Annotated in this window: 13 protein-coding genes; 5 read left to right on the top strand and 8 right to left on the bottom strand. The window is 66.6% G+C overall.

Going from position 1 to position 13,072, the window contains the following annotated elements; genetic code table 11:
- Positions 1 to 174: 174 nt before the first annotated feature.
- On the top strand, positions 175 to 1,392 hold the full coding sequence (locus LPW26_RS18255) for an EAL domain-containing response regulator (RefSeq protein ID WP_238736957.1): 1,218 nt from the start codon (positions 175 to 177) through the stop codon (positions 1,390 to 1,392).
- Positions 1,393 to 1,565: 173 nt separating this feature from the next.
- Here the strand turns inward: LPW26_RS18255 and LPW26_RS18250 are convergent, their stop codons facing one another.
- On the bottom strand, positions 1,566 to 2,006 hold the full coding sequence (locus LPW26_RS18250; RefSeq protein WP_238736976.1) for a hypothetical protein: 441 nt from the start codon (positions 2,004 to 2,006) through the stop codon (positions 1,566 to 1,568).
- Between the two features lie 356 nt (positions 2,007 to 2,362).
- Here LPW26_RS18250 and LPW26_RS18245 point away from each other — a divergent pair, with 356 nt between their 5' ends.
- Positions 2,363 to 2,671, top strand: a complete 309-nt coding sequence (locus LPW26_RS18245; protein WP_238736956.1) for a hypothetical protein — start codon at positions 2,363 to 2,365, stop codon at positions 2,669 to 2,671.
- 104 nt (positions 2,672 to 2,775) lie between these two features.
- Here the strand turns inward: LPW26_RS18245 and LPW26_RS18240 are convergent, their stop codons facing one another.
- Both LPW26_RS18240 and LPW26_RS18235 read right to left on the bottom strand, forming a co-directional pair.
- Positions 2,776 to 3,963 (bottom strand): hypothetical protein, encoded by a 1,188-nt coding sequence (locus LPW26_RS18240; protein ID WP_238736955.1) that lies wholly within the window; start codon positions 3,961 to 3,963, stop codon positions 2,776 to 2,778.
- 96 nt (positions 3,964 to 4,059) lie between these two features.
- Entirely contained in the window at positions 4,060 to 4,686 is a 627-nt protein-coding gene (locus LPW26_RS18235; protein WP_238736954.1) for an NUDIX hydrolase, read from the bottom strand.
- 75 nt (positions 4,687 to 4,761) lie between these two features.
- On the opposite strand from LPW26_RS18235, the gene LPW26_RS18230 reads away from it, so the two are divergent.
- A complete protein-coding gene (locus LPW26_RS18230; RefSeq protein ID WP_238736953.1) occupies positions 4,762 to 5,181 on the top strand; it encodes a PaaI family thioesterase in 420 nt (139 codons plus the stop codon).
- 24 nt (positions 5,182 to 5,205) lie between these two features.
- Here LPW26_RS18230 and LPW26_RS18225 read toward each other — a convergent pair whose 3' ends face one another.
- From LPW26_RS18225 to LPW26_RS18205, 5 genes are all read right to left on the bottom strand, one after another.
- Positions 5,206 to 5,952 (bottom strand): HAD-IA family hydrolase, encoded by a 747-nt coding sequence (locus tag LPW26_RS18225; RefSeq protein ID WP_238736952.1) that lies wholly within the window; start codon positions 5,950 to 5,952, stop codon positions 5,206 to 5,208.
- 291 nt (positions 5,953 to 6,243) lie between these two features.
- Entirely contained in the window at positions 6,244 to 7,161 is a 918-nt protein-coding gene (locus LPW26_RS18220) for an ABC transporter permease (protein WP_238736951.1), read from the bottom strand.
- Positions 7,158 to 8,249, bottom strand: a complete 1,092-nt coding sequence (locus LPW26_RS18215; RefSeq protein ID WP_238736950.1) for an ABC transporter permease — start codon at positions 8,247 to 8,249, stop codon at positions 7,158 to 7,160. Before LPW26_RS18215 ends, LPW26_RS18220 begins: the two co-directional genes overlap by 4 nt.
- The gene (locus tag LPW26_RS18210) at positions 8,246 to 9,823 is read right to left on the bottom strand and encodes an ABC transporter ATP-binding protein (RefSeq protein WP_238736949.1); all 1,578 of its coding nucleotides are present in this window, start codon (positions 9,821 to 9,823) and stop codon (positions 8,246 to 8,248) included. The genes LPW26_RS18215 and LPW26_RS18210 overlap by 4 nt, the downstream gene beginning before the upstream one ends.
- Positions 9,824 to 9,825: 2 nt before the next feature.
- The gene (locus LPW26_RS18205; RefSeq protein ID WP_238736948.1) at positions 9,826 to 10,794 is read right to left on the bottom strand and encodes a BMP family protein; all 969 of its coding nucleotides are present in this window, start codon (positions 10,792 to 10,794) and stop codon (positions 9,826 to 9,828) included.
- Positions 10,795 to 11,115: 321 nt separating this feature from the next.
- Here LPW26_RS18205 and LPW26_RS18200 point away from each other — a divergent pair, with 321 nt between their 5' ends.
- Together LPW26_RS18200 and LPW26_RS18195 are read left to right on the top strand one after the other, a co-directional pair.
- Positions 11,116 to 12,339 carry an amidase gene (locus LPW26_RS18200; protein ID WP_238736947.1) on the top strand — a complete coding sequence of 408 codons (1,224 nt, stop codon included), beginning with the start codon at positions 11,116 to 11,118 and terminating at the stop codon, positions 12,337 to 12,339.
- Positions 12,336 to 13,004 (top strand): TetR/AcrR family transcriptional regulator, encoded by a 669-nt coding sequence (locus LPW26_RS18195; protein ID WP_238736946.1) that lies wholly within the window; start codon positions 12,336 to 12,338, stop codon positions 13,002 to 13,004. Before LPW26_RS18200 ends, LPW26_RS18195 begins: the two co-directional genes overlap by 4 nt.
- Positions 13,005 to 13,072: the final 68 nt, after the last annotated feature.

The following is a 13,072-nucleotide window of genomic DNA, read 5'->3' as shown; positions in this document are numbered from 1 at the left end:
TGTAAGGCCCTGTCCGGGACCTACCCCACATTCAATGTGTTCCCGGTCATTGCAATTTAAATAGCATTCGCCCGTTTAACCCTACCTCTCTGTACATGTGGGTTAAGGAGCAAAACCATAATTCCAGCTCGTTCCGTCCCGTAAAACCGCGTGGGTAACGGGGGGACGACGGCGATGACGATCACCACCATCGATATACAGGAACATGCGGTCAATGCTGCGTTCGGACGCCGCAAGGTGTCGCCGCGCGCGTGTATCGTCGACGGCAAGCCGCATCTGCGGGCGTTTCTGGCCGACACGCTGGAAGAGCTGCGCTTCGTCACCGGTGAGTGCGGCAACGCCGAGGAATTGCCGACGCGGATCGCCGATCAGCAGCCGGACCTGCTGGTGATCGGCTCATCGGTCGACGGCGTCGAGGCAGCGAGGATCATCGACGTCGCTTGCAATGCCGGCTTTCGCGGAAGCGTCATGCTGATTTCGGCGCGCGAGACCATCGCGCAGCGCGCCATTCTGCACCATGGCCTGGAGCGCGGTCTGACCATGCTGCCGCCGCTGTCGACGCCGTTCAGCGCCCGCATGCTGCGCGAGTGCATCGCACCGCTGCTGCCGCAGCAGCCGGCGCCGCAGCCCGAAGTCGATGTGGCAGAAGCGCTGAAGACCGGCTGGCTCGAGCTTTGGTACCAACGCAAGCTCGACGCCCGGTCGCTGACGCCGTGCGGCGCCGAGGCGCTGGTGCGGATGCGGCACCCGAGCTGGGGCGTCGTCGTGCCGGCGGCGTTCCTGCCGGACCACAACGATCCGAATTTTCGCGCGCTGTCCGAGTTCGTGGTCGCTCGCGCCGTGGCGGATTGGCGCTATCTGCTGGACCATCATGGTCCGGTCGATCTGTCGATCAACCTGCCTGCAAAATTCCTGCTCGACGCGCAGGCGGTCGAGGATCTCTGCGCCTGGATGCCGCGGCATCCGGCGTTCGGCGGGCTGATCGTCGAGGTCGACGCCACGGAAGTGGCGCAGCATCTCGATGCGATGATCGAGACGGCCCAGAACCTGCGGCTGCACAATGTCGCGATCGCGGTCGACAAGGTCGGTGCCGACTGGCCCCATCTGATATCGCGCGACGCGTTTCCGTTCGTCGAACTGAAGGTCGACCGCGCCTTCGTCACGGGCTGCGCGGACGACCGGCTGAAGCGCTCGGTGTGCAAGCGGATCGTCGACCTCGCCGTCGACTATGGCGCACGCTGCACCGCGACCGGAATCGAGAGCCGCTCCGACTACATCGCGGCGCATGAGCTCGGCTTCGACCTTGTGCAGGGCTATTTGTTCGGCAAGCCGATGGGACTGAAAAAATTCGCCCGCGCCGCGGCCACCAAGCCGCTCGGAACGCTGGACTAAAGCGTTTCATCGCTTGATTGAAGCCACGCTGTCTCCTCGAGTGCCGCCTCCTCGAGTGCGGAGTCGTCATCCTGAGGCCCGCCGCGCCGCGGCACAGCGGGCGCCTCAGGATGACAGCGCTGTTTCCATGAGATGCAGAACCGCTCCAAGCGGCGCAGGAGAGCGCGCCGCGGTCAGTCGAACGTCATGTCGATACACTTCGAGACGTCGTTGCCGAGCCCCGACGCGATGATGATGCAACCGCGCAGCTTGCGGCTGGTGGTGTCGCTCGCCCACACCGCATAGCCGCCCGGGCCGAAGAACGAGTTAGTGTTCGGCGGCTCGGTCTCGGCAGCGTCGAACGTGTAGTTGCCGTCGGTCTCGAAGATCCGCTCCCGCTTGGTGCAACCGCCGTCGGTCTGCACGTTGATGACTTCCTTGTTGTCGCGGGTCATCGCCAGGCTGACCGAGCAGCGGAAATAGTCGGACGTCTTGGTGTTGAACAGATAGGCGTAGGACCGGCAGGTCGCGGTGGTGAGCTTGCCAGGGCTGAGGCCGCGGCTGCAGGAGATGCGCTGGTTGTTGCTGAGCTGGAAGTCATCGGCATGACCGGCTTCCGGCAGCGTCAGCGCCATCACGGCCGACAACGCCGCGCCCCTGGTCCAAGCCTGCCACGAATTCGCGCGCATCGTCTGCCTCCCGACTTGTTGATTACCGCCGCCGCTGCAGTTTTCGCGAAGTGATGACACTCCGCCGAAAACATGCGCCAGAATGAAGTCCCGAATCTGGTGCCGAGTTGTTTCAGGATTGCTCTAGTCCGGAATCGGCCCACGCGGAAGACACACCAAGGCGCACTGGCAAAATCGCAATCGATGCCGACATGGCGGAAGCGGCTCTGCTTGACGTCGAAACGCCGTTCGTGATTTGTTCAAAACCTGCGACGCAGGACGCCCGCGCGCCGCTCGCATCGAGGTCGAAGGAGACCGCAGCTATGATCGCCCCCTGTTTGAAGACGCTGCTGACCGCGGCCGTCGTCGCCACGCTTGCCGCGCCGGCGATGGCGCAGACCGAGGGGGCCGCGGCGTGGGTGCTGTCGCCCGACACGGGCTACGGCTACACCAGGGACGGCAAGATGCTGTCCTACAAAATGGGCACCAGCAACGCCAAGGATCTATTCAAGGGCGCCAAGCGGGTGCCGAAGGAGACGCTGTTCTTCGTCGGCGCCAACGGCCAGCTCTATATGCGGGCCGGACCGTTCGTCGAGGAAAACGGCACCTTCAAATTCGGCTCGAACCGCTGACGCAATGCCCGGCCTCGCGCCGGGCAGCCGCGTCTTGCTGATCAACCCGCACCGAAGACGTCGATAGCCGGGGCAAACCGGCCATCACTCAGTCCGGCGCGATCTCAGAACGCCGCGTAGAGTTCGCGCGCGCCGGGTTTGGCGCTGTTGACGTCCATCCGCTCGTCCGTGATCGCCAGCAGCTTCGCGACGGTGTTGTGACGGATCGCAACCGGGTTACGCTCGTAGCCCGAGCGCTGGAAGAAGTTCGAGGTCGGCACGATCTCGCGCAGCGCCTGCGGCATCGTCACCATGTCGAAGCCGGTGCCGTCTCCGGTCAGGTTCATCATCTCGAGTTCGGCGGCTGTCAGCGGCTCCATGTAGCCCTTCTGCCTCGCGAACTTCACCGAGGTCAGCAGCTTGTGGGTCTGCAGCAGCGGGCCGACGTCGATGTCGAGCACCAGCGCGTGCACGCCCCAGCCCTGCGGCGTCCGGCCGAGCTTTTCGTGCTCGCTCCAATTACCCGGGATCGACCGCGCCACCCCGACCATGCGCTTGACCACCGCGATCTTGCGCTCCAGTGCCGCGCGCTGCGGGCCCGACAGCGTCGCGGCCCGATCGTTCAACACCTTGAGGATGTGCTGGCCCTGCTCGGCGAGCAGCACCAGCGTGTTGGTGGTGAGCAGCTGATTGTAGCCGATCGCGGTCGAGATCGCGCGCGAGCCGGGCCGGGATTTGCTCAGCCCGGACTGCATGTCGTAATCGCCATTGCCGCCGGTTTCGAACGAATAGACGCGCACCGCCTGCTCGCGCGTCAGCCCCATCGCGCGGGCGGCGCGGGCATAGGCGCGCTTGAATTCGACCTCGGACGCAGGCCGCTGCGGCGTGAACTGATAATAGTCGCCCGCGGCCTTGACGAAGTCCGCCACCACCGGCAGCGACCGGCGCTCGCCGGGCGGCTGCGGCTTCGGCTCGGGATCGACCGGCCGCTTCGGCCCGGTATAGGCCGGCGGCTGCACCAGCACGTAATCGTCCGCCGAGAGCGGATCCCCGGCGCGGCGCTTGGCGTTGCGGATCCGGCGCTTCTCGGCGACCGCGGTCCAATAGGCCTCGGCGTCGCGGTCGAATTCGGCGCGGGCGGCCTGATATTGCTGCAGCCGGTAGCGATATTCGGCAATCGCTTCAGGCGACGCCATTTGCGCGCGCGCATTGGCGACGGCGAATGGCAACGGGGTTTCGGCAAGGCTGGAGGACGCCAGCCCAACGAGTGCCAGCGACGCGAGGCTGACGGAGCGAATCAGACGAGTCGGCATAGCCAAATGATATCGCAGCCAGTGGTGAACGAATTGCTGCGCAGGCCCGGTTCCGACTGCGGCAAATCGTGGCGAGGTCGCGTGCGACCCCGCACACTACTTCCAGGCGAACACCGGCTGTTCCAGCTCCGCCACGCGCGTGACGCGGCCGGCCAGCACTTCGCGGAACTGATAGATCAGTGCGGCGGTCGGCGCGTGGATGTAATCGCCGGCGTGGCGGAACCGGACCACGCGGCGATCACTCTCTGGAATGCTGGTGAAGTCGAACGCATCGGGCCTTGCGATATCGGCGAGCGCGATGTGGTGCACCGAAGCGACCTCGGCCGGGTTGGGCGCGAGCGGCCCGGCGGATGCGGCCCAGGCCACCACCGGGGTGATCAGATAGCCGGAGCGCGTCGGGTAGTCGTCGAGCATGCCGAGCACGTCGGCGGCATCGAGTTTCAGCCCCAGCTCTTCGTGCAGCTCGCGCAGCGCCGTTTCCGGGGCGGTCTCGCCGGCGTCGCAGCGGCCGCCCGGCAGCGCCCATTGGGCGCTGTGCGCGCGCAGGCTGGCGGCACGGAACGTCAGCAGAAACGAGGCGGCGCCGTCGGCGCCCGCCACGACTGCGATCGCGACCGCGGCGCGCTTCAGCCCTTGCGGCTCCAGCCCGTCGTCGTGACGCGGAAAATCGCGGCAGCGCGCCGCGATCTCGCTGCGCAGGTCGTCGTTGTGCAGATGGCTCATGCGACTTGACTACACTGGCGGCGTGATCGAGGAAACCACCGCTGCGCCAATGCCGCAGCGACGGGGACGAAACGCATGACCGAGACTGCACGCAGCCTGAAAGCCGACGGCTGGAGCATCGTCCACGACGACGGCTTCATCGATCTGGTCGGACCGCTGTGGCATCGCGTCGTCGAGGGTCAGCATGAATTCGCGATCGCGACCGGGCCGAAGCATCGCAACCGGCGCGGGCTGGTGCAGGGCGGGCTGATGATGACGCTAGCCGACCGCGCCTCCGGCATGGCGGCGCGCGAACAGTCCGGCGCACCGCATGTCGCCACGGTGCAGCTCGACACGCATTTCATCGATGCGGGCGAGATCGGCGACCTACTGATCGCGCGGCCGCGCGTGATCCGCTCCACCCGCAGCCTGATCTTCACGTCGACCGAAGTCAGCGTCGACGGCCGCTGCGTCATCGTCGCCACCGGCGTGTTCAAGATCGTTCGGCCGCGCTGAGCCGCCGAAGCTGCGCCGCAGCGATCAGGCGGCCGCGAGCCAGCGGCTCAATGCGTTGAGCGTCACCATCGAGTCGCCTTCGCCGGCGCCGGCGAGATGCCGAAAAGGCGCATCGGCTTCCCCGAGATCGCTGAGGACCGCGAGGGCGCCGCCGAAATCGTCGCCCTCGGTGTAGATGCCCGGCGTGACGATGGTGGCGAGGCCTGCGCCGCGCGCCGCCTTCAGCCCGTTGGTCGAGTCCTCGAAGGCGACGCAGGACGCGGCCGGCAACGCCAGCCGCTCCAGCACATAGGTGTAGATGTCCGGCGCGGGCTTCTTGGCCGGCACGACGTCCCCGGCGCCGACGACGTCGAACAGGCTCATCGCCTCAGCGCCGAATGCTGCGCCGAGCAGCGCTTCGACATTCGGCAGGCTGGTGGTGGTGGCGATCGCCAGCCGCACCCCGGCCTGCCGCGCCTCCATGATCAGCCGCGCCACCCCCGGCCGCAGCGGCGCGCCGACCGCTGCCAGCGCGGTGTAGCGCTGCGTTTTGGCGGCATGCAGCTCCGCGATCCGACCCGACGCCCGTTCGGTACCGTCCGGCTTCGAGGCCAGAAAGTGAGCGATGCGCTCCTTGCCGCCGGCCACGTCGAGCAGCCTGCGATACGCGGCCTTGTCCCAATGCCAAGGCAGCGCCTCGGCCGCGAACGTTTCGTTGAAGGCCTGGCGATGCAGCTCTTCGGTCTCTGCCAGCGTGCCGTCGACGTCGAAAATCAGAGCTTTCGGTATCATCGAACCCCTGTGTCTGCTTTGCGGGCACCCTTGGTTACAAATGATGCCTGACAAAACAACGGGGCCACTGTAAAGTAAACTTTACAACCCGAGAGCTGTCCCCGCATGACCCAGACCTCCGACACACCGTCGCGTAAATGCGATCTGTGTGCAGGCGAGATGAAGTTGCTCGGCCGTCTCCCGCGACGGGCCAATCAGGCGCAACGATTAGTTTTTCGCTGCACCGGCTGCGACAACGTCGTCCAGGAACAGCATTAGGGTCGGGACGACGCCGGCGGAGTCGGTCGCGGTTCAGCGCCGATACGGCTCGCCCAGCGTCGCCGGCGCCATCTGCCGGCCGACAAGCCCGCCGACCGCGAGCAGCGCCAGCAGATAAGGCAGCATGATCAGCAGCGCGTTCGGCACGTTGACGCCGAGTGCCGGCAGTTGGAACTGCAGCGCGGTCGCCGCGCCGAACAGCAGGCACGCCAGCGTGGTGCCGCCGATTCGCCATTTGCCGAAAATCACCGAGGCGATCGCCAGATAGCCGGCGCCGCGCGTCATGCCCTCGGTGAAGGTGTGGATGTCGCCGATCGACAGAAAGGCGCCCGCGAGCGACGCCATGAAGCCTGCGAACACCACGACGCCATAGCGCACCCGCGTCACCGACAGCCCCGACTTGTCGACAGCCTTCGGCTCGGCGCCGGCGGCGTGGATGGCGAGGCCGAGCGAGGTGTAGCGCAGCACGAGCGCCGTGATGATGATGATCGCCACGCCGGCATAGAGCAGCCAGACCTGTTCGAACACGGCTGGTCCAATGATCGGGATATCGCCGAGCAGCGGCGGCTTGATCTTGGCGAGCCCGGGAATCTCCGCTCGCGATCGCGCGCCGAAAATCTCGCGATAGGCCAGCGTCGTGGCGCCCAGCACCAGGATGTTGATGCCGATGCCTGAGACGATCTGGTTGGCGCGCAGCGTGTTGCTGAGAAAGGCCTGCAGCAGCGCCACCGGCACCACCGAGATGATGCCGATCATGAGGCCGACCAGCGGATCGCCAGTGGCCCAGGCACCGACTGCAGACGCAAATGCCGACATCAGCATCATGCCCTCGATGCTCATATTGAGCACACCGGCGCGCTCGCTGACCATCTCGCCGATGCCCGCAAGTAATAACGGCGTCGCCAGCCGGATCGACGAGCCGAGGAAGACGGCGAACAGTTCCCAGGTCATCGCCGCTCTCCCTTTTCGATGAACAGCGTCGCGCCGGCGAGCGTGATCACGATCAGCCCCTGGATCACCACGACCAAGGCGGTCGGCACCGCCGCGACCATCTCCATGTTGATGCCGCCGGAGCGCAGGAAGCCGAACAGCAGCGAGGCCGCGATCACGCCCGGGATCGAGCCCCGCGACAGCAGCCCCGCCACCAGACCGTCGAAGCCGTAGCCCGACGAGAAGCCGTCCTTCAGCGTGTGCTGCTCGCCGAGCAGCATCAGCGCGCCGGCGAGCCCGCCGAGCGCACCGGCCCCGGCCAGCGCGAAGACCACCGTCTTCGCATACGAGATGCCGGCGCGATGAGCCGCCACCGGATTGAGCCCGACCGCGCGCAGCCGCACGCCGAAGATGGTCTTGGCCAGCAGCACGCCGAGCACGAGCGCCAGCAACAACGTCAGCGGCAGGCCGATATGAACCGGAAACGCGTAGTCGCCGGTGAGCAGCGGCAGTTGCGTCGCCTCGGGTATCTCCAGCGATTCCGGCAGCGTCGCCGAACTGGTCATCGGCTTGCGCAGCAGCGCCGGCGACTGGACGCACCAATACAGCAGCCAGACGCCGATGAACGACAGCAGCAGCGTCGAGATCACCTCGTTGGTGCCGGACTTCACCTTCAGCAGCGCGGCGAGCGCGCCCCACAGGGAGCCTGCGATCACCGCCGCCAGCATCGGCAGCATGAAGGCGAGGCCGAGCGGCAGATCGGCGACATGGCCGTACAGCGCCGTCGCGGTGGCGGCAATGCCGCCGACCGCGATCTGGCCCTCGCCGCCGACATTGGTCAGATTGGCCCGGTTGGCGAGCACGAAGCCGAAGCCGACCAGCGCGAATACGCAGGCGCGGTTGAGCGACGCGGCGAGCGCATAGGGCGAGCCGATGATGCCGTCGACGAAGGCTTCGATCGCGTCCGGCACCGACACGCCGATCGCCGCGATCAGCCCGAGCCCCACAGCCGCCGCGAAAGCCACAGCCGCGATCGGGACTAACAGCGACGGACGCAGCTTGAAGCGAGGTGCGGCGGCGACGGGCTTCTGCTGATCGAGCGTCGTCATTGTGCCTGCCCCGCCATCATCGCGCCGATCTCCGCCTTGCGGGCCGGATCGGCGGCGCACGATCCCATGATCCGGCCGCGATACAGCACCACGATGCGATCGGCGACGCTGAGCAGCTCGTCGAGTTCGGACGACACCAGCAGCACCGCAATGCCGCGGCCGCAGGCTTCGCGGATATGCGTGTAGACCGCGGCGACGGCGCCGACGTCGAGGCCGCGGGTCGGCTGCGACGCCACCAGGCACGACAGGTTCGGCAGCGTGATCTCGCGCGCCAGCACCGCCTTCTGCTGATTGCCGCCGGAGAGGCTTGAAAACGGTACGCCGGGTCCGCGGGCGCGGACATCGAAGCGCTGCATCAGCGTCGTCGCCTCTCGCTGCAAAGCGGTGCGGTTGAGGAAGCCGAAGCGGGTGAACTCATCGAGGCGGTTGAGGTAGATGTTCTCCGCGAGGCTCATGCCGAGCACGCAGCCGACGGCGTGACGATCCTCCGACACGATGCCGACGCCGGCAGCCGTGATCTCTTTGGGCGAGCGGCCGGTGAGATCCGCCTCGCCCAGATAGTAACGGCCCGAGGTCGGCGTCATCATCCCGGCCAGCACCGCGGCCAGTTCGCTCTGGCCGTTGCCCTCGACGCCGGCGACGCCGACGATCTCGCCGCGATCGACCGTCAGGGTGAAATTGTCGAGCCGGGTGACGCCCTGACGGTCCTTCACAGTGAGGCCGTCGATCTGCAGCGCCTCGACCCTGCTGCGCGGCGGCGGCTGATGACCGACATGCTCGACTTTGCCGAGCCCGAGTGTCGAGGCCGCGGTGCCGTCGAGCTCGGCGACATCGCCATGGATCATCGCGCGCACCAGCCTATCGATGTCCCTGGCCGGCGCATCCGACGTCGCCACGTTGCGGCCGCCGCGTAGCACGGTGACGCGGTCGGCGACTTCCTTGATCTCGGCGAGCTTGTGGGTGACCAGCACCACCGCGCGGCCGCTTTCGGCAACGCGGCGGCACACTTGCAGCAGCGCCGCGATTTCGTCCGGCAACAGCACGGCGGTCGGCTCGTCCAGCACGAACAACTGCGGATCGCGGATCAGGCATTTGACGATCTCGACGCGCTGCCGCTCGCCGACCGACAGATCGTCGATTTTCGCAGTGGGATCGAGCGGCAGACCGTAATCATCCGCCAGCTTGGCGAGCTGGCGCGCGCATTCCTTGCGGTTGAGAATGCCGCGGCCGCGGCCGAGCAGCACGTTGTCGACGACGCTCATGTCGCCGACCAGGCTGAAATGCTGGTGCACCATGGCGATGCCCTGCGCCAGCGCGTCGGCAGGCCCGGACGGCTGATACGGCGCGCCGCGATAGCTCATCGCGCCGCCGTCCGGCCGGTGCACGCCGAACATCACGTTGCACAGCGTCGATTTGCCGGCGCCGTTTTCGCCCAGGATGCAATGCACCTCGCCCGGCCGCAGGTCGAGCGTCACCTCCGACAATGCGGTGAAGCTGCCGAACCGCTTCGTCACAGCAGAGAGGCTGAGCAGCGGCGCAGCGGAGGCTTCCACGGCGGGCGAGGTGCTGATCATGGCTAGCCCTTCAGCACCTTGATCTTGCCGGCGAGCAGATCCTTCATGATCGCATCGAGTTTCGCCTTCTGCTCGGGCGTGGCGCCGCAGATCACCATGTTGGAGGCTTCCGGGCCCATCTTCAGGCCGAACTCCTTGTAGCCCGGCGCCCACGAGCCCTTGACGGCTTCGTCGATCGCATACTGAACCTGATAGCCGGTGCCGGTGATCGAATAGGCGACGTACAACGGATCGGTGCCGCAGCGATCCGTGTAGCTGCCGATGATGTGGGTGCCCTTCTCCTTCGCGGCCTGCTCCATGCCGCGCAGGCCAAGATTGAGGATGTGATAGTGGACGTCGGCGCCCTGCGCGATCGCCGCCAGCGTCGCTTCCTTGGCCTTGGCGACGTCGTCGAAGTCGCCGGTGTAGTTCTCGGTGTATTTGATGGCCGGATTGATCGACTTGGCGCCGTTGCCGAATTCCTTGCCGGCGTTGACGATCGAGGGAATCTCGAGGCCGCCCACATAGCTGATCGCGCCGTTCTTCGACAGCATCGCCGCGGCGGCGCCCGCCACATAGGCGATCTCGGCCTGCTTGACGTCGTAGCCGGCGACATTCGGGGCGCTCTCGCCGTCATTGCCGCCGACGATCGAGAAGTGAACCTTGGGGAAGCGCTTGGCGATCTTGTACACCGACGCCTGGGTCTGGCCGCCGACGCCGATCACCAGCGTGTTCTTGCTGGCTAGATTGGTCAGCGCCTGATCCATATCGGCGTAGTTGATGTTCTCGATCATCTGCACCTTGATCTTGTCGCCGTACTTCTTCTCGGTGGCCATCAGGCCGTCGTAGGACGACTCCATCCAGCCCTTGTCGGACTTCGATCCCGGAATCAGGATGCCAACCTTGAGCGGCTCGGCATGCGCGAGACTGGTGGTGAGCGCCAGCGTGCCGGTGAGCAGCGCGGCTTGCAGAACGAAACGGCGTGACCTCATGAGACCCCTCTTGGACTGCGGAAATGCGTTGACGAGATCTCTGCAGCAAGCGGTATGCCAATCCATCAGTCGATTGATATTGCTTAATAAATCAATCACGCACGCAGCTTGAAACAAACAAATGCTTACTTTTTAAGCCGTCGGCTGCGGCGTTTGTCGAATCCGCGTGCAGGCGGCTCATGCGGCTGTGGTGCCAGCCTTGAATATCCTCGCAAATCGCCGCTGGCAGCGAACTTGCAATCATGCAGATCGGCCCAGTTTGTAGTCGGCTCACCGAGAGCACCGCGTGTCCGCAGCGACGCGCGCAACGGAGAAAACAGCATGATGATCAGCGTCGACGCCGAGCCACGCGTGATGAGGCACTCTAACGATGTCGGCGCGTTCGTGCCCGGTCCGCTGCTGCAGGTCGCGGCGACGGCGCAAGGTCCGCTCGATGGACTGAGCTTCGCCGTCAAGGATCTGATCGACGTCGCCGGCACGATCACCGGCGGCGGCAATCCGGACTGGATGCGCACGCACGGCCCCGCGCTGCGTTCGGCGCCGGTGGTCGAGCGGCTGCTCGCGGCCGGCGCCAGCCTGCGCGGCAAGACCATCACCGACGAGCTCGCCTTCAGCCTCGAAGGCGTCAACGCGCATTACGGCACGCCGCTCAATCCCGCCTGCCCCGACCGGATCCCCGGCGGTTCGTCGTCCGGCTCCGCCTCGGCGGTCGCGGCCGGCCTCGTCGACTTCGCGCTCGGCACCGACACCGGCGGCTCGGTCCGCGTGCCGGCGAGCTTCTGCGGGCTGTACGGCATGCGTCCGACCCACGATGCCATCCCGCTCGACGGCGTGCTGCCGTTCGCGCCGAGCTACGACACCGTCGGCTGGTTCGCGCGCGATGCCGAGATGTTGGCGAGGGTCGGCGACGTGGTGCTGCCGGCCGCCACGCCCGCGCCGATCGAGACGCTGATCATTGTCCGCGATGCGTTCGCCATCGCGGACGAGCCGGTGGCGGCGGCGCTGCGCGGGGTTTGCGAGGCGCTCGGCGTCAGCCAGGAAATCACCGTGTTCGACGGCGCCGCGGACGACTGGTTCGAGTGCTATCGCATCCTGCAAGGCACGGAGAACTGGCGCGAGCTTGGGCCGTGGATCCGAGCGACCAAGCCGGCCTTCGGCGAGGCGATCGCGCCGCGCTTTGCCAGCACCGCGGAGATCACCGCGGACGACGTTGCGCGCTGGCAGCCGGCGCGCGACGCGATTCGGGCCCGCCTGCGCGCGCAGCTCAGCGGCAGCGTCGCCTGGCTGGTTCCCACCGCGCCGTGTATCGCGCTGCGCAAGGACCTGCCCGGCGCCGGCGAGCAGATCGGCCCGTTCTACGGGCGCGCACTGACGCTGACGTCGATCGCCGGCCACGCCGGCCTGCCGCAGATCAATCTTCCCGTCGCGCGTGTCGACGATTGCCCCATTGGCCTTTCCATCATCGGCGGCGCCGGTCAGGACCGCGCGCTGCTCGATGCGGCATGCCGCTTGAGCGCGCGTCTGACGAACCGGACTTCGACATGACAGACTCTGTTGCCGATCTCGACGCCGGCACCAAGCCGCGCCGCCGCGCGCGCCGCTCCGCCGAGCAGAACCGTGCGGAGATCCTGAAGGCCGCCACCGCCGAGTTCGCCACCCACGGCTACGCCGGCGCGCGTATCACCCGTATCGTCAAGAAGTCCGGCTCCAATCCGCGGATGATCTACGAGCAGTTCGGCAGCAAGTCGGCGCTCTATGTGGCGACGCTGGAGAGCGCGCTGGGCGCCCTGCGCACCGAAGAACTGGCGCTCGAGGTGATGCATCTCGACCCGCTCGAAGGGCTGCTGAAGCTGTTCGATTTCATGAACGGCCATTTCGAGCGCAACGGCCATCTGGTGAGCCTGCTACGCAGCGAGAACACGATGAAGGCGCGCCACATCCGCAAATCGGCGCGGATCCGCGAGATGTCGTCGCCGGTGCTGATGATGACGAAGCGCCTGCTCGCCCGCGGCGTCGCTGAAGGCCGACTCGCCGCCGACCTCGATCCGCTGCGGCTGTACGTGCTGATCGCCGCGCTCAGCCAATTCCACCTCGCCAACGCTCCCACGCTATCGGCAGAATTCGAAACCGACCTCAGCGCCGCCGACTGGCGCGCCGCCCGCCGCGCCGACGCGCGAAAAATGCTGGCGGCGTATCTGGAGAAGACGTGAGCGGCCGTGGTCCGATGAGTTAGTTAATCGATCAGCCTCTCCACCCGTCATGACCGGGCTCGTCCCGG

This window comes from Rhodopseudomonas infernalis, assembly GCF_022271405.1.
Taxonomy (GTDB): Bacteria; Pseudomonadota; Alphaproteobacteria; order Rhizobiales; family Xanthobacteraceae; genus Rhodopseudomonas; species Rhodopseudomonas infernalis.
The sequence above is the reverse complement of the archived record's forward strand: the minus strand, read 5'-3'. Positions and strand labels throughout refer to the sequence as shown.

What these genes read in the sequence shown, in the direction of transcription:
- LPW26_RS18255 (WP_238736957.1), top strand. Translation starts at nt 175, where the DNA reads ATGACGATCACCACCATCGATATACAGGAACATGCGGTCAATGCTGCG.
- LPW26_RS18250 (WP_238736976.1), bottom strand. Translation starts at nt 2,006, where the DNA reads ATGGCGCTGACGCTGCCGGAAGCCGGTCATGCCGATGACTTCCAGCTC.
- LPW26_RS18245 (WP_238736956.1), top strand. Translation starts at nt 2,363, where the DNA reads ATGATCGCCCCCTGTTTGAAGACGCTGCTGACCGCGGCCGTCGTCGCC.
- LPW26_RS18240 (WP_238736955.1), bottom strand. Translation starts at nt 3,963, where the DNA reads ATGCCGACTCGTCTGATTCGCTCCGTCAGCCTCGCGTCGCTGGCACTC.
- LPW26_RS18235 (WP_238736954.1), bottom strand. Translation starts at nt 4,686, where the DNA reads ATGAGCCATCTGCACAACGACGACCTGCGCAGCGAGATCGCGGCGCGC.
- LPW26_RS18230 (WP_238736953.1), top strand. Translation starts at nt 4,762, where the DNA reads ATGACCGAGACTGCACGCAGCCTGAAAGCCGACGGCTGGAGCATCGTC.
- LPW26_RS18225 (WP_238736952.1), bottom strand. Translation starts at nt 5,952, where the DNA reads ATGATACCGAAAGCTCTGATTTTCGACGTCGACGGCACGCTGGCAGAG.
- LPW26_RS18220 (WP_238736951.1), bottom strand. Translation starts at nt 7,161, where the DNA reads ATGACCTGGGAACTGTTCGCCGTCTTCCTCGGCTCGTCGATCCGGCTG.
- LPW26_RS18215 (WP_238736950.1), bottom strand. Translation starts at nt 8,249, where the DNA reads ATGACGACGCTCGATCAGCAGAAGCCCGTCGCCGCCGCACCTCGCTTC.
- LPW26_RS18210 (WP_238736949.1), bottom strand. Translation starts at nt 9,823, where the DNA reads ATGATCAGCACCTCGCCCGCCGTGGAAGCCTCCGCTGCGCCGCTGCTC.
- LPW26_RS18205 (WP_238736948.1), bottom strand. Translation starts at nt 10,794, where the DNA reads ATGAGGTCACGCCGTTTCGTTCTGCAAGCCGCGCTGCTCACCGGCACG.
- LPW26_RS18200 (WP_238736947.1), top strand. Translation starts at nt 11,116, where the DNA reads ATGATGATCAGCGTCGACGCCGAGCCACGCGTGATGAGGCACTCTAAC.
- LPW26_RS18195 (WP_238736946.1), top strand. Translation starts at nt 12,336, where the DNA reads ATGACAGACTCTGTTGCCGATCTCGACGCCGGCACCAAGCCGCGCCGC.